Source organism: Bacteroides sp. BFG-606 (assembly GCF_024788145.1).
GTDB lineage: Bacteria > Bacteroidota > Bacteroidia > Bacteroidales > Bacteroidaceae > Bacteroides > Bacteroides vicugnae.
The window spans coordinates 2405327-2427498 of sequence record NZ_JANUIL010000001.1 but is presented as its reverse complement, the minus strand read 5'-3'; the positions used below and the strand labels follow the sequence as shown (position 1 = coordinate 2427498).

Sequence of the window (22172 nt, the reverse complement as noted above, 5' to 3'; positions counted from 1 at the left end):
AAGTTCGTATCTTTTAACCTTTCCATATTCACTTTTAACCTTCCATCTTTAGCTTTTCGCTGTTAGTAAAGGTTTATATTTCTCAAGCGCTTTCTCAAAGACCGCTTTTGCCTCTTCCATCGTTCCGAAAAATTCACCGCCCGAAGCATTCAAGTGCCCTCCTCCATGGAAGAATTCGGCAGCTAGCTGATTGCATGGGAAGGTTCCTACCGAACGAAGAGATATTTTAATCATCGGTTTCTCTGTATCTTCCCTCAAGAAGCAAGAGAAGCAGACATTTTTAATGGAAAGGGGGATATTAACAAAGCCCTCACTATCGCCTTTTATGTAGTTGAATTTACTTTGCTCTGCTTTCGTCAGGGTGATTAGTGCCGAATTATAATCCGAATACACAGTCATGTTCGACAATACATAGCCCATCAAACGTAAACGACTCTCCGAATAGGTGTTGTACACCTTACGATAAATATCATCTTTATCGATTCCTTTAGAAAGGAGTTCGCTAATGATAAAATATATCTCCCGGTTGTTCGAGTTATAGGTGAACCCACCGGTATCTGTCATCATTCCTGTGTAGATACATTCAGCGCCTTCCTTAGAGATATCACTGAAATATCCCATACGGCAGATGAGACGGAATATCAGTTCGGAAGTAGAAGATATTTTAGGATAAGACATTACTATCTTACAGAAATCTTCGGGATACAAATGATGATCGATCATTATTTTACGTGCCGGAGAAGCAGCCACAGCGTCTGCCATATCGTCAATACGCTTCAGTGCATTGAAATCGAGGCAACAAATGACATCTGCTTCGGCAATCAATTTATCTGCAAAGTCTTTGTAACGGTCATACAACAGAATATCCTTACTGCCCGGCATCCACCGCAAAAAATCGGGAAAAGCATTCGGCACAATTACGTTTACTGTTTTTTCCTGTGAATCCAGGAAATGATATAATCCCAGTGAAGAACCGATAGCGTCACCGTCAGGGGAAACATGAGATACAATTACTATTTTGTCAGCTCGTTCAAACCATTTGGTGAAATGGTCTATTTTGGCTTGTTCAATTACTTTCGTCAACATACTCTTATACTTTATCAAGGTGCAAATGTACGATAAATCTTTGTACTTAGAGCAAAAAGCGGACAGAACCTTCGTCGGATAGCGAGATAAACCGCAGACCGGATTGCTTGCATTCGCTTTCAAGGAGGTGTTTGCGGTATTCCGAGAGAGATGCGTCCAATATGACGTAAGAGAAAGAAAAGATTCGAGTGAGCTCTTCCATATGTCCGTCATATCCTTTGCATAAGTAAAGATACTGAATATATAACGGAGAAACGGTAGTTTTGTTCCGCCAATGGTTATCATTTATTACACAAATATGACAGCCATGATAGGATATAATCTGCTGCTGACGGTTTAGTTCCATATACCGGCAATCGGCAGTTATTTTTTGGGGAGGCAGAAGGTGATGATGCTTCCAATAGTTAGCAGCCATGCGTTTCAAATGTTTTTCATGGGGGATAGTATCTACATAGTTTATCCAGGAACGTCCATCGCTCTCAATGCAATGTACTGCTGGGCAACCGCGCACATTATAAAAGACCAGGCTCGTCCGAGGACGATCTAGCCAATAGATTGTTGCATGATAAGTCCCCAGTAATAAGATAGAAAAAAAGACAAATCAATAAATTCCGGTATCGACGGTTCATAAAATAATAGGTTAACAAAGAGCCAACGATATAGATACCCAATATTTCTGACTGATAAAGCCAGATTCCATCTATAGAAGCGTAAGGAAGCTGTTCCACCCATCGGACGAAGAAATTAAGTCCTTCCAATAGTTTCTTAACACCTTCGGCCACTACGGTCTGAAGCCACGAAAGAGGAGTCAGAAGAAGCATAATGACAGCAGCATACAGGATAATCGTAATGAATGGAATAACAACCAAGTTCGTCAATAGAAAATGTACAGGGAACCGGGAGAAATAAAACATGACAAGCGGAGCCGTTCCTATTTGTGCAGCAACAGACACACTTATCAGTCCCCAAATATATTTCCCTATTCTACCTTTCACCGTAATCAGGTGATAAACTGGCTTTTGAATCAATAGGATGGAAGCAACAGCAAGGAAAGAGAGCTGGAAACCAACATCAAACAACCATGCCGGATTACAGAATAGCATCAACCATGCAGCTGCCGCCAATGTATTTAAAGATAGCGGTTGGCGACCAACCATATCTGCCATTGCTAAAATCGAACACATACTGACCGAGCGTACTACCGAAGGGGAAAGTCCTGTGAAAAAGGCAAAAGCCCATAATAGGATAAGAAGAAGAACAGAACGTATAGCTCTACCTATATTTCCTCTTCGGGCAACAGGTTTCAGAATGAAGAAGAGCAATGTATATAAAAGCCCGATATGCAAACCGGATAAAGCTAAAATATGACTTGCTCCGGCTACCGAATAACTCTCACGAACCGAATCACTTAATTCCGTTTTGTCTCCTATGGTCAGTGCTGAAAGTACAGCCAGTTCATCGCCGGAAAATCCTAGTTCCCGATAAAGTGAAATCATCTTTCTTCGACAAGAACCGGCTATACTTTTGAGATCAAGGTTATTCATTCCGTCCTGTTTTGTCCATTTCCCGGATGCAACATATCCTATTCCGCTGATTCCTTTCCGCATCAGGAAGCGGGCATAATCAAATTCATCAAAGTTCCGATTGTTGAGAGGAGGAGAAATACGGGCAGAAACCAGCAGTTCATCTCCACTTTTTAATCGGGTGACGGCCGAATCTTGCTGTAGATAAAGGATTGCAGCACGTTCTATCGGATATGTGCCGGCAGTATCACGACGTCCCTTTAATAATGTCTGGCAGAGGTAGGTATGTTCTTTCACCTGAGGTGCATCCGTTATTAAAACCCGATACACTGTTTCTTCTTCCGGAAAAGAGTAGACAGCGTGCTGTAATTGCCAAGTTATTCCAAGCCACCCTCCTATAAAACAAAGGATAGAGACAGCTAATCCAAAGCACCATCGCAATGAATGGCGTTTCAGGAAATAAAGAACAAACAATAAAGCAATACAAAGTCCAAGAGCTAGAACACTCCCAAAAGGTTCCCATGAACGGTCAAAAAAATGATCTCCACAAAAAACGCCTGTTATCCAAGGGATAATCAGGCGTATATAGGGATATCGATGGATGTAAAAAGTACTCAACAGATGAGTTACAGTTCGTGCAACTGACGAATCATCGCTTCCGGATCCGGTGCCGCAAAGACAGCATTACCCGCCACTAACGCATCGGCTCCCGCCTCAACCAAACGGGCACCTGTTTCCAGATTTACCCCACCGTCTACTTCAATCAGCGCTTTCGAACCTGTCCGTTCAATCAGGGCACGCAGCTCACGAACTTTTTCTACTGAATGTTCGATAAACTTCTGTCCTCCAAATCCCGGATTCACGCTCATGATAAGCACCATATATACATCTCGGATAATATCTTGTAAAAGAGCTACAGGAGTGGCCGGATTGATAGTTACAGCAGGCTGCATCCCGGCTTCTCTGATTTGTTGAATCACCCGATGCAGATGCGGGCAAGCTTCATAATGCACATTCATCGTATGAGCGCCCAACGCTTTTACCTCCGGAATAAACTTTTCCGGATTCACAATCATCAAATGCACATCCAACGGTTTCCGGCTTAACTTCGCTACATATTTCAGTACCGGAAAGCCAAATGAAATGTTCGGAACAAATACTCCGTCCATAATATCAATATGTACCCACTCCGCTTCACTGCGGTTTACCATTTCAATATCCTTTGCCAAATATCCAAAATCGGCAGAAAGAATGGAAGGAGCGATAATCGGTTTCATAATTCTTCTATTTTAAGTTCTAGCCGTCTCTTATTCGGGACGGTTTTATTCTATTTATAATCTAATGGCTTGCTCGTTTTAATCTGTTTATCCGATTAATTACTTCATCAGACAACCATCTTCCAAGTGATATCCACGAAGCAATTCATCTATTTTCAAACGTTTTTTACCGGGAAGCTGTAAAGAAAGAATAGATACAAATCCATCCGGTACAGCTACTTTCATGAATTTCTTCCCATCGGTCACAATTGTTCCTATAGCTAATTGATGTGATTCATAAATCTTCTCACTTTCAAAGATCTTCACGGCCACTGGTGCTCCTTTTTCAGAAGTAATCAGTTCACTCCAGGCAGCAGGATAAGGTGATAATCCACGGATAAAATCGTATATCTTCTTCACCGACTGATTCCAGTCAATCCGGCAGGTTTCTTTAAAGATCTTCGGAGCAGGACGAAGTTCACCGACAACCGCCATTTCTTCTTGAGGAATCGGTTTTACCGTTCCATTCAATATAGCGTCTACCGTTTCAAGAACCAGTTTTCCTCCCAGCACCATCAACTTATCATGTACCACTTCCACATTATCCGTATCTGCGATAGGCACACGCACTTGCTGAATGACTTCTCCGGTGTCTATCTCGTGTTTCAAAAAGAAAGTAGTAATTCCGGTTTCCGTATCACCATTGATTACTGCCCAATTAATGGGGGCAGCTCCACGGTATTGAGGAAGCAAAGAAGCATGAAGATTGAACGTACCCAGTCGTGGCATATTCCATACCACTTCCGGCAACATACGAAAAGCAACTACAATCTGTAAGTCCGCCTTCCATTCACGCAATGCTTCTACAAAAGCTTCATCTTTCAACCTTTCCGGTTGAAGTAACGGCAAATTTTGTTCAAGCGCATATTGCTTTACAGGAGAATACTGAATCTTATGTCCTCGTCCGGCAGGCTTATCGGGCATTGTAATCACACCCACTACATTATAACCGCCTTCTACTAATTGACGCAGGGCCTCTACCGCAAAATCGGGAGTCCCCATATATACTATTCTTAAATCTTCTTTTTTCATCATTCAATATGTTATCGCTACTTAGGCACGGATTACACGGATTTCACGGTTTCCTGAATTAGGTCTACATAAAACAACAGCGTAATCTGTGTAATCCGTGCCTAATAAATTATCCCTTACGGTTGTTAGTCTTCAGAGAAATGTACCAATACTTGCCGGTATGAATTAAATATCTTCGATTTAGAGACAAATCCCTGGTATCGCCCTTCTTCATCCACTACCGGAAGATTCCAGGCTTTCGTATCATCAAATGTCTGCATCACCTGTTCCATTCCATCCGTATCGAATATCTTGGCAGGGGCAGATGTCATTAATTTATTAACAGTGAAACGATGATAAAGTTCTTGTCGGAACATGATGTTACGAATGTCGTCGAGAAGTACAATTCCCAGCAATTCACCCGTTTTCTTATCTGTCACCGGGAACACATTTCGATGGGAAGCAGCTATTGCTTTCACTAATTCGCCCAAATCCATTTCCGGATGTACGACAACGAAATCTTTCTCCACCACATTTTCCATTTTCATCAACGTCAACACGGCTTTATCCTTATGGTGTGTAAGCAACTGTCCCTTCTTGGCCAGACGCATCGAATAGATACTATGAGGCTCGAAAGCAATAATGGTCAGATATGAACTTACGGATACAATCATCAACGGAAGGAATAAATCATATCCACCAGTCAGTTCGGCTATCAGAAACACCCCTGTCAAAGGAGCGTGCATAACGCCACTCATCACTCCCGCCATTCCCATCAACGCGAAATTCTTCTCCGGCAAATAAGCAGAGAAAGCAAAATCATTGCTAAAATGAGAGAAAACAAACCCTGCAATACACCCCAAATAAAGCGAAGGTGCAAAGATTCCACCACAACCGCCACCACCGTTCGTTGCACTGGAGGCAAATACTTTCAACAAAATTATCAGCACCAGATAAACCAGCAGCAGATTACCATAACCATAAAACATAGAATTGTTCATGACCGTATCCCACTCTGCCGCAGACGTTCCATTCAGCAAAAGATCAATCGTATCATATCCTTCACCATAAAGAGGCGGAAAAAGGAAAATCAGCACACTCAACATCACACCACCGAAAGCCAATTTCTTATAAGGGTTATTAAGTTTACCAAAGACGCCTTCCACCGAATTCATGGCACGCGTAAAGTATAGCGAAATCAGTCCGCAAAAGATTCCCAACAAGATAACGAAAGGAATACGTTCCAGTTCGAATGCCTGATCAAGATGAAACTTAAACATAGCTTCCGTACCGGTAGTGATATAAGATACGGTAGCTGCGGTCACTGCAGAAATCAGCAGCGGAAGCAAAGAAGACATAGTCAGGTCAATCATCAGGACTTCCAATGTAAACACGAGTCCGGCAATCGGAGCTTTGAAAATACCGGCAATGGCACCTGCCGCTCCACATCCTACGAGCAGCATCAGCGTGCGGTGTTCCATCTTGAAGACGCTACCCAAATTGGAACCGATAGCTGAACCAGTCAGTACAATCGGCGCCTCCGCCCCGACCGATCCTCCAAATCCAATAGTAATAGCACTGGCGATAGTAGATGACCAAATATTATGTCGTTTGATACGTCCCTGCCTGCGGGAAATGGCATATAGAATCTTGGTGACTCCATGACTGATGTCGTCCTTGACTATATTGCGCACAAACCAGCCTGCCAAAAAGATTCCGACTACCGGATATACCAAATACAGGTAGTTGGCCTGCGTCGCACTGAAGTTATCGGTCAGAAAATTCTGTATCTGATGGATAAAGAATTTCAATATTAATGCGGCAAACGCTGTAAAGATCCCAACAAGAAAACTTAATATCAGGATAAATTGCTTCTCCTTTATATTCGCTTCCCGCCATTTGATGCAACGCTGTAATAAACTAAGTTTTTCTCCTTTCATTTATTCGCGAATTATCTTTATCACTCCACCTTTTTCCAACTTAATAATACTTGAGGGTCTCGGCCGGCTCATATCGTCCTGGCGAAAGCCAACGATATAATCTACCGCCGATTTGATTTCATCACTGATTTCACTAAAATTAGCCGCACCCGGCTGCCCGCTGACATTAGCCGAAGTAGAAACGATTGCTTTACGGAACTGCTGACAGAGTCGTCTGGAAAAGTCTTCATTCGTCACTCGAATCCCTACACTGCCATCCTCGGCCAGCAAATTCGATGCTAAGTTACGTGCTCCGGAATAAATAATCGTCAACGGCTTGTCGGCAACTTCAATCAAATCCCATGCAACATCAGGCACATCCTGTACATAAAAATCTACTTTAACCGGAGAGTCTACCAAGACCAGCATAGCCTTGCTGTCAGCGCGTTTCTTAATCTCATACACGCGGCGTACAGCCTCTTCATTAGTCGCATCACAGCCTATACCCCATACGGTATCGGTGGGATAAAGGATCACTCCTCCTTCATTCATCACCTGACAGGCTTTTTTAATATCTTCTATCATTTCTTGATTAATTTCCGTTAAGAACAAGACGCAAAAATAACACTTTTATTCCATTTAGTGAAATCTATCCCGACGTTTTTAAGTCCCTCAAAAATATAGATTGACACAACAAACCATACAAAAAAGAAAGAACGATGTAAATTAAGAGATAACCTACATCGTTCTATAAAAAACAGATCATTCAAAAAATCAGCCCCTAACGCTATCTATTCTTCCAACTATTATCCAGATTCGGGTTCAAAATCACATCTTCATAGGGATAAGGAACATACATCTTACTGTCATCCCAAGTTCCGGTGACTGCTACTGCTTCTTTCCTGAAAACTCCGGGCGCCACTTCAATAGGCTCATTTTTCTTACGGAATTCAAAATGATCCTTATACCGGTACATTCTGAACATATCCCTGGCTCTGCTCGCAATACCGCCCCAATAATAACCGGCCATTTCCCAACCATGTTCATTGTAGGCTGCTTCCGCCAGTTCATCAGGAGACATATCCGTCGTATATCTATTTGTTTTTTCACCGTCTGCCCTGTTGCGCACTTCGTTCAACACTTTAACCGCCTGTTCATTGATTTCTCCTGCACGGCCTGTTGCTTCGGCATACCAGCAATATACTTGCGAAAGACGTAATAACTGGAATGTTTTCTCCCCCGATGCATTGACTACGGCAGGATTTGTATAATCAAATTCAGTTCCGCGTACAGCACCTTCCACGGTCTTCATAAAGACAGGCGCCACTACTTCGCGGGAAGCAGGATCGGTATCATACCACCAATCATATAGTTTCCCGTCGCTAAGCATGATTTTCGGGAAATACGTAGCATCTTTACGAGGACCTTCGGGGAAGTTCATCCAGAAATTAATTTCTCCATTCGTATCTCCCCAACCGGCCTGTTTCATATCTTGCAGGAAATCGGTCAAGGGAGCGGATTGTCCTGCTGCATCCCTATTATAATAGATACCCAACAGAAGTTCCGTATTCTTATTATTGTATTCCCATGAATATACCTGGCTATATTCCGGCAGCAGTTTATAATAGTAGCTACCACCATCTGCACCGTCTATCACTTCTTTGGCTTTGGCGGCAGCCAGCTTGTAATATTCTACTCCTTTATTAAGCGGCCATCCTGCCATACACATATAGACATAAGCCATCGTTGCTTTTACGGCTCCCTCACTTACAGCAATGTTCATTCCATTTCTGCCATACGGTTCCTTCGTGTACAGTACGGGGCAATCGGTTTCTGCTATTTTCAGGTCAGACAGAATCAATTCGTACACTTCTTCTTCCGTCTTCAACGGAGCATTATAATCTATTTCTTCTTTCAGCATGATGGGAACCCGTCCCCAAGTGGTCACCAGATAAAAATAAGAGTAGGCCCTCCAATAATGTGCTTGTGCAATAGCCACTTTTATATCGTCTTTTGATACCTCCGGCGTACGCTCCGCATTATTTATGATAAAATTGGCAGCCTTGATGACTTTGAAACGCTGCTCCCACATACTGGACAACCACGAGTTATTGTCTTTCACATCAAACTGGTCGTGTTCACGAAGAGGTTGTTTATTACTGGAAGGATGAGTGGAGATATCATCTCCCACCAGGAAGTTCGTTCCACAAAGATTATTACTAGCCTGTGAACTTGCGATCACGGAATAGAGAGCCGTCAGCGAAGCGTCCAAGTCTTCTTTATTACTGAAATAGGTATCCGAAGGTAACTGCCCTTTCGGATCTTCTTCCAGAAAATCACTACACGAAGTCCAACACAAAGCTGCCAGAAGCACAGGCAAGGCTTTCATTATAAAGGTATATGCTGTTTTCATACGGTTATTGTCTTAATACACGGTTTAAAATCTGAATTTGGCTCCAAAGGTGATTGTCCGAGGAATCGGATAAGCACCGTAATCCAGTCCGTCATAACTGGTGTACACTTCAGGATCCATTCCTTTGTAGCGGGTGATTGTAAAGAGATCCTGTGCGCTGACAGACAGTTGTACACTTGCAAACTTCAGTACACGGCGAGGAATGCGGTACGAGAGGCTGATATTCTTCAACTTGATAAAAGAAGCATCTTCAAGCCAGAAATCCGAATTAGCATAACTCTTGTTGTCGGTATTGGTAAGGCTCGGATAAAGAGCGTCCGCTTTGTTGGCAACATGATCCCATCCTTTGAAGTAGGCATCACGCAAGGTTACGAAACGAGAAACACCAGTCATGGATGCCGCCATAAAACGGCTGATATTCAACCGGTCATATCCGGTGGCAGCATTGAAAAATACATTCAGCGTCCAGTTTTTCCAAGTAACAGTGTTGTTCCAACCTACTGTCCATTTGGGACTTGCCTGTCCTTTCACAACCAAATCATCGGAAGTCGGATTCGTTGTCAGACTACCATCTGCTTTCTGATAAAGATTAGCGCCTTTATCATCGAATCCTTTCCATTGATAGACATAGAAAGATCCCATAGGATAACCGGGCTTCATAATCTGCAGAGGACCTCCCAAATCGCTATAGTTAGCAGTGAGTACAAAGTCATCTCCTGCGAGGTCTGCTACTTCATTCTTCACATAAGAAGCATTCAGGCTGGTTTCCCATGTCACAGCTCCCTTTACAGGGAAAGTGGTAAGGGATAATTCGACTCCGGTATTGTTCAGTTTTCCTTGATTCACCCAATAAGTACCACCTCCGTTATATTTAGGCACCTGTTTCTGAAAGAGCAGATCTTTCGTTTGTTTCTTGAACCAGTCCACTGTAATATTAAAGCCTCCGATACTCATATCCAATCCCAAATCATATTGGTAAGTCTTTTCCCAGGTAATGCCGGGTGTAGCAAACTGATATCCCCAATATCCTGTAGAGGAAGTGGAAGTTCCCCAGCCGTAAGATGCTCCCGACAACATACCCAATGTGCTGTAAGCAGCAATATCCTGATTTCCGGTGACACCAAAGCTGGCACGCAGTTTCAACTGATCGAGCACATGCTGGTTGCTCATGAAAGATTCTTGTGCAATATCCCAAGCCACAACTGCGGAAGGGAAATATCCCCATTTGTTGTCTCCCTGAAATTTAGAAGAACCGTCAGCTCTTAATGCAGCAGTAATAAAATATCGTTTCTTATAATCGTAATTAGCACGCACGATACCGGAAGCCAAAGAAAATTCCGTGTATGAATTGCTCGCATCTCTGATAGCAGCATTGCCAAGATTCCAGTACCCAACACTTTCATTGTTCAGATTGGAACCGGTTCCCTTTAGTTGTGAGTCCCACGAACGACTTATTTCCCATACACCCATGGCAGTGAAGCTATGATCTCCGAATTGCTTTTGCCAGGTCAGATTGTTAGTATTCTGCCAATAGTTATGCAATGCGTTGGTATTGCTTGCGCTATTGATAGCACCCGGTGAATCCAGTTTCGACCGGAAAGAATAAGAAGGACTATTATCGTAGTCATAACCTCCCTGAACGGAAAGCGTCAGTCCTTTCATGATCTTAAACAGCAATGTCAGGTTGGCGTTTAAATTATAGCTATAGCTATCGCTATTGTTCACTATCATTTCACCGTAAGGGCTGGAACCGATCATATTATACGGGTCTGTATTGTACACGCCGGTTTCGGGATCTTTCAGCTCCATGGTAGGCGAAAAGTTAGTGACATGCAACCAGTTCGCCCCACCTTCATTGTGTTTGTGAAGACTGGATGCGTTTAATTTTGCAGAGATTGTCAACCAGGGTTTCACTTCCGAGTCGATGTTTGCCCGAATTCCATAGCGTTTATAATCGGACATGATGGTGATGGCTTCCTGATCGAGCACATTTCCCGAAATAAGGTATTTCACTTTTTCATTTCCTCCGGATATGGCGAGCCGATAATCCTGGGTGATACCTGTACGAGTCAGAAGATCAGTCCAGTTAATTCCTTTCGTTCCATTTTTATAAGCCTCAAGATCTTCGGCGGAGATAGTAGACGATCCGCGAATGTCATTCAGTGCAGTTGCATATTCGTAAGCGTTCAGCAGGTCATACTGTTTTCTGACAGTCGAAAGCCCTACCGATGCATCGAACGTTACCTGTGCTTTTCCCTCACTACCCTGTTTGGTGGTTATCAGGATAACGCCATTCGAACCACGGGAACCGTAAATGGCAGTGGAGGAAGCGTCTTTCAGTATTTCCATCGACTGGATATCAGAAGGGTTAATACCGTCCAAGCCACTGGAAGAGATGATACCGTCAATCACATATAAAGGATCACTGCTTTTATTAATAGAGGTAGTTCCACGAACGCGCACCTTCATACTTGCTCCGGGCATACCACTCGTAGCAGTGACTTCTACACCGGGAGTACGACCCTGGAGTATATTTTCAACCCGTTGTACAGGTTGATTTTTGTATTGTCTGTTGGATACACCGGACACAGCACCCGTAAGGTCACTCTTCTTGACGGTTCCGTATCCTACCACTACCACTTCATCCAACAACTGATTGTCTTCTTTCAACACAACACGAAGAAGAGATCTCTTTCTGACTTTTACTTCCTGCGTATGATAGCCGATGTAAGAGATCACTAAAATCGCTCCTTCCGGAGCTTCGAGAGTAAACCTACCATCCATATCACTGGTAGTTCCGGTATCTTCGCCTTTGATAATGACGGAAGCACCAATGATTGTCTCTCCTTGTTCATCGTTAATCACTCCTTTGATTGTCTTTCCAGCATCCCCGTCGGTGGTAGTATCGCTGTTTATCGTAACTTCATTGTTATTTTCCGGGGCTTCCTGTATTTCTGTCTTCTGTTCTTCAAGAGGAGGAGCAACCTGCGCGAATAATCCGAAAGGCAGAAACTGCATTAAAAAATGCATAATAGCCATTTGTTTTTCATTATTACTTCCATTATTGTTCTAAAATTAGAATAGTTATTAGGATAGATTACCATCAATATTAGGCAATTTATGTGCCAAAAGCATAACAAAAGACTGATACATCGAGACTTATCGAGTTTAATCAAAGAGAACATATCATTCATTTTCAAACACATAAATAATTTGTAATAAAGAAAAAAAGCATTAATAGCCAGATTAAGTTTCAAGCACGATCCTGTGCAAAAATTCCACAAAAATGTGGATATATTCCACAAGATAATAAGTTAAGAATAATCCGTATTTAAAAGTCCCTTTCCATCCTTCTGATTGTTCCCACACATCAGAAGTCAGAATAAACGTCCTAAGACTACAGTTTAAACGATTATTAACTAATTTCTCCCCCGTCTCCAAGAATAGAATCGTCAGAAATATCTATCTTTGCCCCAATTTCAAGCAAGAAAGTAAAAGTGCTATTTTTGTGTCGAATTTAAAACGTTTAAGAGAAAACAATGGAAGAAATCGTATTTCATCACACATTACCTATCCAATTGCGATTCAATGATGTAGACAAATTTGGTCACGTCAACAACACGGTTTACTTCTCTTTTTACGACTTGGGAAAGACTGAATACTTCGGTTCGGTATGCCCGGGAGTAGATTGGGAAAAAATTGGTATTGTCGTTGTTCATATCGAAGCGAATTTCGTTAAGCAAATTTTCGCATCGGACCACATAGCTGTACAAACAGCCGTCTCTAAGATAGGTACCAAAAGCTTTCATCTGGTTCAACAAGTCATTGACACGAAAACCAATGAAGTGAAATGCGTTTGCAAGTCCATCATGGTTACTTTCGATCTTGAAAGACATGAGTCCATGCCACTGACCAAAGAATGGATAGAAGCGATCTGCAAGTATGAAGGACGGGATTTACAAAAAGCATAGATTGATTTTTCTCTCCACCGATGAAGACACCCTCCGGCACCAATGAAGGCATCGAGCGGTACCGGGGAACAAATCTCCCACGAATGAGAAACAAAACAAGCAAAACCAACTTCCCTGAAAAAGTTTTATCCTGATTCATGTCCGCTATATAACAGAAATTGCCTATTTTTGCATCTTATTATTAAGGCATAAAATATCTAGTACAGAAAATGATAGCTGAGAAAAGTATAAATTTAGATACCCTTCATAAAGTATTGTTTGATAATGAAAAGCTGGAACTCTCTGAAGAATGTATTCGAAAAGTAGAGGAAAGCTTCGATTTTCTGCAATCCTTTTCCAGCGATAAGATTATTTATGGTATCAATACGGGATTCGGCCCAATGGCACAATACAGAATAGAAGATCAGTCATTGATCGACCTTCAGTATAATATCATCCGAAGCCATTCCACCGGTGCCGGCAAACCGCTTCCCGAACTTTATGTAAAAGCAGCTATGATTGCCCGTTTGTACACTTTTCTACAAGGGAAGTCAGGAGTGCATCTGGAACTGGTTTCTCTCCTCTGTGAATTTATCAACCGCGGAATTTATCCGTTCATACCCGAACACGGAAGTGTAGGTGCCAGCGGCGATCTCGTACAACTGGCCCATATCGCCCTGACGTTAATAGGGGAAGGGGAAGTTTTTTATCAGGGTAAATTGTGTAACGCAGCTACGGTACTTCAGGAAAACGGCCTGAAACCTTTTTCCATGCGTATTCGTGAAGGTTTATCCGTTACAAACGGTACTTCTGTAATGACAGGCATCGGTATTGTCAATCTGATTTATGCAAAAAAACTACTCCGTTGGTCGGTGGCTGCCTCTGTAATGATGAATGAGATTGCCGCCTCTTATGATGATTTTATGGCACAGGCATTAAACGAGGCCAAGCATCATAAAGGTCAACAAGAGATAGCTGCTATGATGAGAGAATGGGTGGCAGGCAGTAAATGCGTGCTTCAAAGGGAGAACGAGCTATACAACCAGGTGCATAAAGAGAAAATCTTCGAACACAAAGTACAGCCCTATTATTCCTTGCGATGTGTTCCGCAAATACTCGGTCCTATTTACGATGAACTGGAGAATGCGGAAGAAGTATTAATAAACGAAATAAATTCCGCCTGTGACAATCCGATTGTCGATCCGGATACACAAAATATTTATCATGGCGGCAACTTCCACGGAGATTACATTTCTTTCGAAATGGACAAGTTGAAAATTGCCGTGACCAAACTGACTATGCTTTGCGAAAGACAGATTAACTATCTGTTCCACGACCGTATCAATGGCATCCTGCCTCCGTTTGTAAATTTGGGAGTGCTTGGATTGAACTATGGTTTACAGGCTTCGCAATTCACTGCAACCTCCACCACAGCGGAATGTCAGACATTATCAAATCCGATGTATGTACACAGTATCCCCAACAACAATGATAATCAGGATATTGTCAGCATGGGAACCAACTCGGCTCTATTAGCAAAAACAGTCATTGAGAATTCTTATCAGGTGATGGCTATCCAGTTCATGGGAATGGCACAAGCTATCGACTGCCTGAAAATACAGGATCGCCTAAGCCCCAAAAGCCGGCAGGTTTATGAAGAAATACGCAGTTTCTTCCCTGTATTTACCAATGACACACCTAAATATAAAGAGATAGAAATGATGATAGACTATCTCAAAAAAGAAGAGATATAAAATGAAATATGCATTAGTAACCGGGGGAAGCCGAGGTATCGGCCGTGCTGTCAGTTGTAAACTGGCGGAAATGGGCTACTTTATACTGATAAATTATCAGAATAACGACGCAGAAGCGGAGAAAACGTTGCAGTTAGTACAGGAAAAAGGAAGTAATGGCGAGTTGATGAAGTTCGATGTGACCGACCCTGCCGCTATCACCCTTGCTTTGGGCAACTGGGCTTCCCAACACCCTGATGAATATATCGAGGTACTGATAAACAATGCAGGTATCCGCAAAGACAACCTGATGCTCTGGATGACAGGAGAAGAATGGAGCAAAGTGCTCGATATCAGCCTGAACGGATTCTTCAACGTGACACAGCCTTTATTGAAGAATATGCTGGTCAAACGTTATGGACGTATCGTAAATATCGTGTCATTGTCGGGCATTCAGGGAATGCCCGGCCAAGCCAATTACTCCGCAGCCAAAGGTGGCGTAATAGCCGCTACCAAAGCACTGGCACAGGAAGTTGCCAAGAAGAAAGTAACAGTCAATGCAGTAGCTCCGGGATTCATCCGTACGGATATGACGGAAGGAATTGATGAGAACGAATGGAAGAAACATATTCCTGCGGGACGTTTCGGCACTCCGGAAGAGGTTGCCGACCTGGTCGGTTTCCTGGCATCTCCAGCCTCATCCTACATCACAGGAGAAGTGATTTCCATCAACGGAGGACTATATACTTAAAATAAAAGCATAGAATAGACAAAATAATGAAAAGAGTTGTTATCACGGGAATGGGGATTTACTCTTGCATCGGCAAGAATCTGGATGAAGTAAAAGACTCACTATATCATGGGAAATCGGGAATTGGCATAGACCCGGTACGGAAAGAATTGGGCTATTTTTCTGCATTAACGGGGATATTGGAACGTCCCGACTTGAAGAAGTTGTTGGACCGTCGTAAACGTCTCTGTCTACCGGAGCAGGGAGAATATGCTTATCTCGCTACATTAGAAGCTTTCCGTAATGCCGGTATTAATGAGGATTTTCTCGAAGCCCATGAAGTGGGTATCTTGTATGGCAATGATAGTAGTGCCGCTCCTGTTATTAACGCAGTGGACATCATTCGTGAAAAGAAAAACACTGCACTGGTGGGTTCCGGTTCTATTTTCCAGTCGATGAATTCCACCGTGACAATGAACCTGTCGGTTATTTTCAAACTAAGAGGGGTCAACTTCACCATTGCCGGAGCCTGTGCAAGCGGTTCTCACGCTATTGGCATGGGTTACCTGCTTATAAAATCGGGATTGCAGGATTGTATTCTTTGCGGTGGCGCACAAGAAGTCAATCCTTATGCAGTAGGAAGTTTCGACGGACTAAGCGCATTTTCCACCCAGGAAGCAGTCCCCGAGAAAGCCTCGAAACCTTTTGATAAACGACGTGACGGACTGATTCCGAGTGGAGGAGCCGCTAGTCTGGTATTAGAGAGTTATGAATCGGCTGTAAAAAGGGGAGCTCCCATTCTGGCCGAAGTCATCGGTTACGGTTTTTCATCCAATGGAGATCACATCTCCGTGCCTAATGTGGACGGCCCGAAACGTTCTCTTCAAATGGCTATCAAAGATGCAGGGATTGCACTCGAACAGATCAGTTATATCAATGCACACGCCACCTCAACTCCGGTAGGTGACTTGAACGAGGCGAAAGCCATTGCAGAAGTATTTGAAGGGCATCACCCGTATGTGACCTCCACAAAGTCTATGACAGGACATGAAATGTGGATGGCCGGTGCCAGTGAAGTGATTTATTCCACCCTCATGATGAACAACGGTTTCATCGCTCCCAACCTCAATTTCGAGGAACCGGACGAGGCCTCTGCACAATTAAATATACCTACCCAACGGGTAAACCTGGAATTTGATACGTTCCTTTCCAACTCATTCGGATTCGGAGGAACCAATTCCACGCTAATCATACGCAAAATCAATCCATAATTTACTAAAGAAAACAGATATATGACAAACGAAGAAATCATCGAGAAAATAAGAACCACTCTGGCAGAAGAGTTTGAAGTAGACATCGACGTTATCCAGCCGGATGCACCGTTAATGGAAACTCTTGAACTGGACAGCCTGGACTTGGTCGATATGGTGGTACTGGTAGAGAAGAACTTCGGTTTCAACGTAACCGGACAAGATTTTGCGGGTATCAAAACCTTCCAGGACTTCTACGATCTCGTTATCACCCGTATGCAGGAAGCCAAGTAAATATGTCGACGTGGAAAGGCAAAACCCGGGGAGGAACATTCGGATACTTATTCTTTATTTACCTGATTAAGTATCTGGGCATTACTGCCGCTTATATATTTCTAAGTCTGGTAGTATTGTACTTCATACCGTTTGCTCCGAAAGCCACAAAAAGCACCTGGTTTTATGCCCGCCACATTCTGAAATACAACCGAATACGCTCTTGGGGTATGTTGCTACGCAACTATTATCGGTTAGGGCAAATCCTGATTGACAAAGTAGCCATTGGCAACGGAAAAGTCGATCAATACCGGTTCGAGTTCGAACGGTATCCGGAATTTCTGCAATTGCTGAACAGCGAACAGGGAGTGATTATGATTGGCGCCCATGTGGGAAACTGGGAAATAGGCGTTCCTTTCTTCGACGATTACGGAAAGAAAATCAATATCGTGATGTATGATGCCGAACATCGTAGAATCAAAGAGATATTGGAGAAAAATGGTCAGGACAAGGATTTTAAGATTATCCCCGTCAACGAAGATAACCTGACACACGTTTTCCGTATTACCGAGGCGTTAAACAAGAAAGAATATGTATGCTTCCAGGGCGACCGTTATCTGAATAAAGAGAAACTGCTGACAGGAACACTCCTGGGACAGAAAGCTCCTTTCCCTGCCGGTCCTTTCCTGCTTGGTTCGCGAATGAAAGTTCCAGTAGTATTCTACTTTGCCATGAGAGAGCCGGGCAGAACCTACCGTTTTCATTTTATAAGGACGGAACCAGTCATACGAACCAAAGAAAAGAAAGCAGAGACAGCTCTGCTCGAACAATATACGGCCGCTTTGGACCAGATACTAAAACGCTATCCGGAACAATGGTTTAACTATTACTCATTCTGGGAAACCACAAGTGACGGTTCGCTCTCAAAGGATTGAAATAGAAAGATATAACAAAATAAAGATGCAACAGAATCAATATGATAAGGAACCGTTGACCGCGGTAGAGGCACAACGCCTGGCACAAGAAATAGCTTTCGGGCCCGTCGTGTTTCAGGTATCACGCCTTATGCTCAAATTCGGTATTTTTCAGTTACTGGCCGACGAATGCGCTGGCATGACACAAGAAGAAATCAGCAAGGCTTGTGGGTTGTCTTCTTATGCGACACAAGTTTTGTTGGAAGCCTCATTAACCATCGGTACCGTATTGCAGCACGAAAACCGTTACCGCCTTGCCAAAGCCGGATGGTTCCTGCTCAACGACAAGATGGTACGTGTCAATATGGATTTCAACCACGATGTCAACTATCTGGGAATGTTCCATCTTGAAGAGGCTCTCACCAACGGACGTCCCGAAGGGCTGAAAGTATTCGGCGAATGGAGTACCATCTATGAAGGGCTGTCAAGTCTGCCCTCACAGGTACAAAAGAGCTGGTTCGGTTTCGATCATTATTACTCGGATTGCTCGTTTGACGAAGCTTTGGCGATTGTTTTCGCCCGTCATCCCAAGACTTTACTGGACGTGGGAGGTAATACCGGTCGATGGGCAACCAAGTGCGTAAGCTATGACGACACAGTGGAAGTAACTATTATGGATCTTCCGCAACAATTGGAGATGATGCGTCAACAAACTAAAGAACTGCCCGAAGCAATGCGTATCCACGGGTATGGTGCCAATCTGCTCGATCCCGAAGTTCCTTTCCCGACAGGGTTCGATGCTATCTGGATGAGCCAGTTCCTTGATTGTTTCTCGGAAGAAGAAGTAACCAGCATACTGACCCGTGCAGCCCACTCTATGAACCGGGAGAGCCGCCTCTATATCATGGAAACTTTCTGGAATCGGCAAAAGTTTGACACAGCCGCTTATTGCCTGACACAAATCAGTCTTTATTTCACAGCCATGGCAAATGGTAACAGCAAAATGTATCATTCGGATGATATGGAACGGTGCATCAAAGCAGCGGGATTGGAAGTCGAAAAGATAGATGACCATTTAGGAATGGGACACAGCATTGTACAATGTAGATTGAAATGAACAACAGGGAAGTTATCATACAAGGAGAAGGAATACTCAATCTGATTCCACAGCGTCCGCCCATCGTGATGGTGGACAGTTTCTTTGGTATCGAAGAGAATCATTCCTATTCCGGACTGACTGTTACTGCTGATAATATTTTCTGCGAAACCGGAAAACTGCAAGAGGCGGGAATTATTGAACACATCGCTCAATCGGCAGCAGCACGTATCGGATTTCTCTATACCCGGCAGGGTGAAAAAGTACCGTTAGGGTTTATCGGCTCGGTAGACAAACTAAAAATCTACGATTTGCCAAAGATCGGGATGAAACTATTTACGGAGATTACCGTTGTACAGGAGGTATTCGACATTACATTGATTTCTGCACAAGTGAAAGTGGAAGACAAGCTGATAGCTGAATGCAGGATGAAAATATTTATAAAAAAAGAATGAAACGGAAAACGAATCAACAGGTTGCAGCTTTGACTAACCGGACTACCTTCAGAGTGCGGTTCAGCGAAATAGACTCCATGCAGATTGTATGGCATGGTGAGTATGTGCGCTACTTTGAAGATGGAAGAGAAGCTTTTGGCAAACAGTATGGTTTGGATTATATGAGTATTTACCGGGAGGGATACATGGTTCCTATCGTGGATCTCACCTGTCAGTTCAAACAATCACTATCTTTTGGTGAAGAAGCGATTGTCGAGACGCGCTATATTGCCTGTGAGGCAGCCAAGATAAAATTTGAATACGTTATCTACCGGGCTACCGACCAGAGTATAGTAGCTACCGGAAGCACCATACAAGTGTTCCTGAACCTGAATAAAGAATTGGAGCTTATGAATCCTCCGTTTTATCTGGAATGGAAAAAGAAATGGAATATCCTTTAAATATATACATCACAGCCCATACGCTGATTAGTTCGTTAGGTTTCGGCATCCCGGAAAATCTGGAGGCCATCCATAACTACCGAAGCGGAATCCGTATGCAAGAAGCCGGCCTAATTTCCGATCATCCCCTATTGGCGGGAATGATTGATTCTGTGGAATTGGAAAAACGGGCGAAACTGATGCAGATTACGGATTATACCCAGATGGAGCAATTATTCATATTGGCTATCCAAGAGGTTATTTCTCAATCGGGAGCCGACTTGCGGGAGCCGGATTGCGCCTTGTTATTATCTACCACTAAAGGAAATATAGATTTATTGAGTGACCGGACAAAACAATCGGCCTTTCCACAGCAAATCTCTGCTGACAGTCCGGTTTTTCTTTGGAAAATGGCGGAACGAATCGGAGATTTCTTTAGAGCGACAAATCAGGTAGAGGTCATCTCTAATGCCTGTATATCAGGAGTCTCGGCACTAATCGTCGCTAAGAGATGGATAGAATCAGGACGTTACAAACGAGTGATTGTGGCAGGTGGGGATATTCTTTCTCATTTCATTACCAGCGGCTTTCTATCGTTCCGTTCTGTAAGCGTACACCCCTGCCGACCATACGATATACAACGGGATGGATTAAGTCTGGGCGAAGCCTGTGGAGCTGTTCTTTTAGAAACTCAAGGAAACGCGAATCATATTATTCTCTCCGGAGGAGCAATCAGTAATGACGCCAACCATATATCCGGTCCTTCCCGAACAGGGGATGGTTTAGCTCTAGCTATTAATCAGGCAATGGAAGAAGCCGGAGCACTCCCCGAAGACATTAGCTTTATCAATGCACACGGAACAGCCACGGTTTACAATGACGAAATGGAATCCAAAGCCATACATCTGGCGGGATTAGCTACAGTCCCGGTGAATAGCCTTAAACCCTATTTCGGTCATACATTAGGGGCTTCGGGCATTATTGAAACCATACTTTGCATAGAGCAACTAAAAGAAGGAAGATACTACGGAACTTTAGGATATGAAACACTCGGTGTTCCCATGCCTATCACTGTCTATGCCACTCATCAGCCGATGCCGATGAAATGCTGCATCAAAACCGCTTCCGGTTTCGGAGGCTGTAATGCCGCACTGGTATTATCCCTCCCCGATGCTCATCTGAAACAGAAAGCAAACTTGCAGGCCACAGACAAAGCGAGTACTCCGCCAGCTTGCAAAGCAGTGGTGGAATCGGGCAACACGGTCACAATCAGACCGGGAGCAGTAGAAAGTAAAGGAACAATTGTATTCAGCTCTTCGGAAACTGACTTTGCACCGTTTATTCGGGAAGCATACAAGCATCTGGGAGAAAACAATATGAAGTTCTATAAGATGGACAACCTCTGTAAGCTGGGATATGTAGCTGCCGAATATTTACTGAAAGATACACACTACCGTCCGGAAGAGATTGGAATCATTCTTGCCAATGCTTCTTCCTCTCTGGATACGGACTGCAAACATCAGGCAATCATCAGTAAAGAAGGAGACAAAGCAGCCAGTCCTGCCGTGTTTGTCTACACTCTCCCCAATGTAGTATTGGGAGAAATCTGTATCCGCCACAAGATTCAGGGAGAGAATACATTTTTTGTCCGTCGACAATCCGATGCTGCCTCATTAGAGGATTATGCAAAGATTGTGATGGCAAAAGGCAAGTTACGCACCTGTATCATAGGCTGGTGCGAACTACTGGACGGACATTATCAAGCAGAATTTAAACAACTTAATAATATATCAACGATTTATGGATAATTTAGATCAAACCAAAAGAGAACTGATGGACGAAGTGAAAGGGAAACTAATCGAAGAATTGAACCTTGAAGAAATCACTCCGGAAGATATTGACAATGAAGCCCCTCTGTTTGGCGACGAAGGTCTTGGCCTTGACTCCATTGACGCACTCGAAATCATCCTGATTCTGGAACGCGAATACGGTATAAAGATAGAGAACCCCAGTGAAGGAAAACAAATCTTCTACTCGGTACGTACACTGGCAGACTACATCATTGCTAATCGCAAAGCTTAACC

General features: G+C 43.4%; 18 protein-coding genes and 1 pseudogene. 11 read left to right on the top strand and 8 right to left on the bottom strand.

What is annotated here, in order from left to right:
* Window positions 1-48 precede the first annotated feature (48 nt).
* From NXV01_RS08730 to NXV01_RS08695, 8 genes and pseudogenes are all read right to left on the bottom strand, one after another.
* Window positions 49-1086: a bifunctional oligoribonuclease/PAP phosphatase NrnA gene (locus NXV01_RS08730; protein ID WP_004311034.1), complete on the bottom strand. Its 1038-nt coding sequence runs from the start codon at window positions 1084-1086 to the stop codon at window positions 49-51.
* Between the two features lie 46 nt (window positions 1087-1132).
* Window positions 1133-3227, bottom strand: a pseudogene (locus NXV01_RS08725) (ComEC/Rec2 family competence protein).
* Between the two features lie 8 nt (window positions 3228-3235).
* On the bottom strand, window positions 3236-3886 hold the full coding sequence (gene rpe / locus NXV01_RS08720; protein ID WP_148366500.1) for a ribulose-phosphate 3-epimerase: 651 nt from the start codon (window positions 3884-3886) through the stop codon (window positions 3236-3238).
* Between the two features lie 99 nt (window positions 3887-3985).
* A complete protein-coding gene (gene fmt, locus NXV01_RS08715; RefSeq protein ID WP_258981933.1) occupies window positions 3986-4957 on the bottom strand; it encodes a methionyl-tRNA formyltransferase in 972 nt (323 codons plus the stop codon).
* A gap of 125 nt (window positions 4958-5082) precedes the next feature.
* Entirely contained in the window at window positions 5083-6876 is a 1794-nt protein-coding gene (locus tag NXV01_RS08710) for a chloride channel protein (protein ID WP_074636713.1), read from the bottom strand.
* A complete protein-coding gene (locus tag NXV01_RS08705) occupies window positions 6877-7440 on the bottom strand; it encodes an L-threonylcarbamoyladenylate synthase (protein WP_004297304.1) in 564 nt (187 codons plus the stop codon).
* Between the two features lie 202 nt (window positions 7441-7642).
* Window positions 7643-9268, bottom strand: coding sequence for a RagB/SusD family nutrient uptake outer membrane protein (locus NXV01_RS08700; protein ID WP_259022195.1), 1626 nt, complete (start codon window positions 9266-9268; stop codon window positions 7643-7645).
* Window positions 9269-9292: 24 nt separating this feature from the next.
* Window positions 9293-12298 (bottom strand): TonB-dependent receptor, encoded by a 3006-nt coding sequence (locus NXV01_RS08695; protein WP_259022194.1) that lies wholly within the window; start codon window positions 12296-12298, stop codon window positions 9293-9295.
* A 509-nt stretch (window positions 12299-12807) separates the two neighbouring features.
* Here NXV01_RS08695 and NXV01_RS08690 point away from each other — a divergent pair.
* From NXV01_RS08690 to NXV01_RS08640, 11 genes are all read left to right on the top strand, one after another.
* Complete coding sequence (locus NXV01_RS08690; protein ID WP_004324741.1) at window positions 12808-13239, top strand: thioesterase family protein; 432 nt, start codon at window positions 12808-12810, stop codon at window positions 13237-13239.
* A 209-nt stretch (window positions 13240-13448) separates the two neighbouring features.
* Entirely contained in the window at window positions 13449-14972 is a 1524-nt protein-coding gene (hutH, locus tag NXV01_RS08685) for a histidine ammonia-lyase (protein ID WP_259022193.1), read from the top strand.
* A gap of 1 nt (window position 14973) precedes the next feature.
* The gene (gene fabG / locus NXV01_RS08680) at window positions 14974-15702 is read left to right on the top strand and encodes a 3-oxoacyl-ACP reductase FabG (RefSeq protein WP_004297297.1); all 729 of its coding nucleotides are present in this window, start codon (window positions 14974-14976) and stop codon (window positions 15700-15702) included.
* Window positions 15703-15728: 26 nt separating this feature from the next.
* On the top strand, window positions 15729-16952 hold the full coding sequence (locus NXV01_RS08675) for a beta-ketoacyl synthase (protein WP_259022192.1): 1224 nt from the start codon (window positions 15729-15731) through the stop codon (window positions 16950-16952).
* A gap of 21 nt (window positions 16953-16973) precedes the next feature.
* Window positions 16974-17225: an acyl carrier protein gene (locus NXV01_RS08670; RefSeq protein ID WP_004305450.1), complete on the top strand. Its 252-nt coding sequence runs from the start codon at window positions 16974-16976 to the stop codon at window positions 17223-17225.
* A 2-nt stretch (window positions 17226-17227) separates the two neighbouring features.
* Entirely contained in the window at window positions 17228-18139 is a 912-nt protein-coding gene (locus NXV01_RS08665; RefSeq protein WP_259022190.1) for an acyltransferase, read from the top strand.
* Window positions 18140-18164: 25 nt separating this feature from the next.
* The gene (locus NXV01_RS08660) at window positions 18165-19235 is read left to right on the top strand and encodes a methyltransferase (RefSeq protein WP_259022189.1); all 1071 of its coding nucleotides are present in this window, start codon (window positions 18165-18167) and stop codon (window positions 19233-19235) included.
* Window positions 19232-19669 carry a hydroxymyristoyl-ACP dehydratase gene (locus NXV01_RS08655; RefSeq protein ID WP_259022188.1) on the top strand — a complete coding sequence of 146 codons (438 nt, stop codon included), beginning with the start codon at window positions 19232-19234 and terminating at the stop codon, window positions 19667-19669. Before NXV01_RS08660 ends, NXV01_RS08655 begins: the two co-directional genes overlap by 4 nt.
* Complete coding sequence (locus NXV01_RS08650; RefSeq protein ID WP_004305454.1) at window positions 19666-20109, top strand: thioesterase family protein; 444 nt, start codon at window positions 19666-19668, stop codon at window positions 20107-20109. The genes NXV01_RS08655 and NXV01_RS08650 overlap by 4 nt, the downstream gene beginning before the upstream one ends.
* Window positions 20094-21896: a beta-ketoacyl-[acyl-carrier-protein] synthase family protein gene (locus NXV01_RS08645; RefSeq protein WP_259022187.1), complete on the top strand. Its 1803-nt coding sequence runs from the start codon at window positions 20094-20096 to the stop codon at window positions 21894-21896. Before NXV01_RS08650 ends, NXV01_RS08645 begins: the two co-directional genes overlap by 16 nt.
* Window positions 21889-22170 carry a phosphopantetheine-binding protein gene (locus NXV01_RS08640; protein WP_004297289.1) on the top strand — a complete coding sequence of 94 codons (282 nt, stop codon included), beginning with the start codon at window positions 21889-21891 and terminating at the stop codon, window positions 22168-22170. The genes NXV01_RS08645 and NXV01_RS08640 overlap by 8 nt, the downstream gene beginning before the upstream one ends.
* Window positions 22171-22172 lie beyond the last annotated feature (2 nt).

Coding starts and splice junctions, on each gene's coding strand:
- NXV01_RS08650 (WP_004305454.1), top strand. CDS start 19,666: ATGAAACGGAAAACGAATCAACAGGTTGCAGCTTTGACTAACCGGACT.
- fmt (WP_258981933.1), bottom strand. CDS start 4,957: ATGAAAAAAGAAGATTTAAGAATAGTATATATGGGGACTCCCGATTTT.
- NXV01_RS08640 (WP_004297289.1), top strand. CDS start 21,889: ATGGATAATTTAGATCAAACCAAAAGAGAACTGATGGACGAAGTGAAA.
- NXV01_RS08670 (WP_004305450.1), top strand. CDS start 16,974: ATGACAAACGAAGAAATCATCGAGAAAATAAGAACCACTCTGGCAGAA.
- NXV01_RS08695 (WP_259022194.1), bottom strand. CDS start 12,298: ATGCATTTTTTAATGCAGTTTCTGCCTTTCGGATTATTCGCGCAGGTT.
- NXV01_RS08645 (WP_259022187.1), top strand. CDS start 20,094: ATGGAATATCCTTTAAATATATACATCACAGCCCATACGCTGATTAGT.
- NXV01_RS08655 (WP_259022188.1), top strand. CDS start 19,232: ATGAACAACAGGGAAGTTATCATACAAGGAGAAGGAATACTCAATCTG.
- NXV01_RS08700 (WP_259022195.1), bottom strand. CDS start 9,268: ATGAAAACAGCATATACCTTTATAATGAAAGCCTTGCCTGTGCTTCTG.
- hutH (WP_259022193.1), top strand. CDS start 13,449: ATGATAGCTGAGAAAAGTATAAATTTAGATACCCTTCATAAAGTATTG.
- NXV01_RS08665 (WP_259022190.1), top strand. CDS start 17,228: ATGTCGACGTGGAAAGGCAAAACCCGGGGAGGAACATTCGGATACTTA.
- NXV01_RS08675 (WP_259022192.1), top strand. CDS start 15,729: ATGAAAAGAGTTGTTATCACGGGAATGGGGATTTACTCTTGCATCGGC.
- NXV01_RS08690 (WP_004324741.1), top strand. CDS start 12,808: ATGGAAGAAATCGTATTTCATCACACATTACCTATCCAATTGCGATTC.
- NXV01_RS08660 (WP_259022189.1), top strand. CDS start 18,165: ATGCAACAGAATCAATATGATAAGGAACCGTTGACCGCGGTAGAGGCA.
- NXV01_RS08705 (WP_004297304.1), bottom strand. CDS start 7,440: ATGATAGAAGATATTAAAAAAGCCTGTCAGGTGATGAATGAAGGAGGA.
- NXV01_RS08730 (WP_004311034.1), bottom strand. CDS start 1,086: ATGTTGACGAAAGTAATTGAACAAGCCAAAATAGACCATTTCACCAAA.
- rpe (WP_148366500.1), bottom strand. CDS start 3,886: ATGAAACCGATTATCGCTCCTTCCATTCTTTCTGCCGATTTTGGATAT.
- fabG (WP_004297297.1), top strand. CDS start 14,974: ATGAAATATGCATTAGTAACCGGGGGAAGCCGAGGTATCGGCCGTGCT.
- NXV01_RS08710 (WP_074636713.1), bottom strand. CDS start 6,876: ATGAAAGGAGAAAAACTTAGTTTATTACAGCGTTGCATCAAATGGCGG.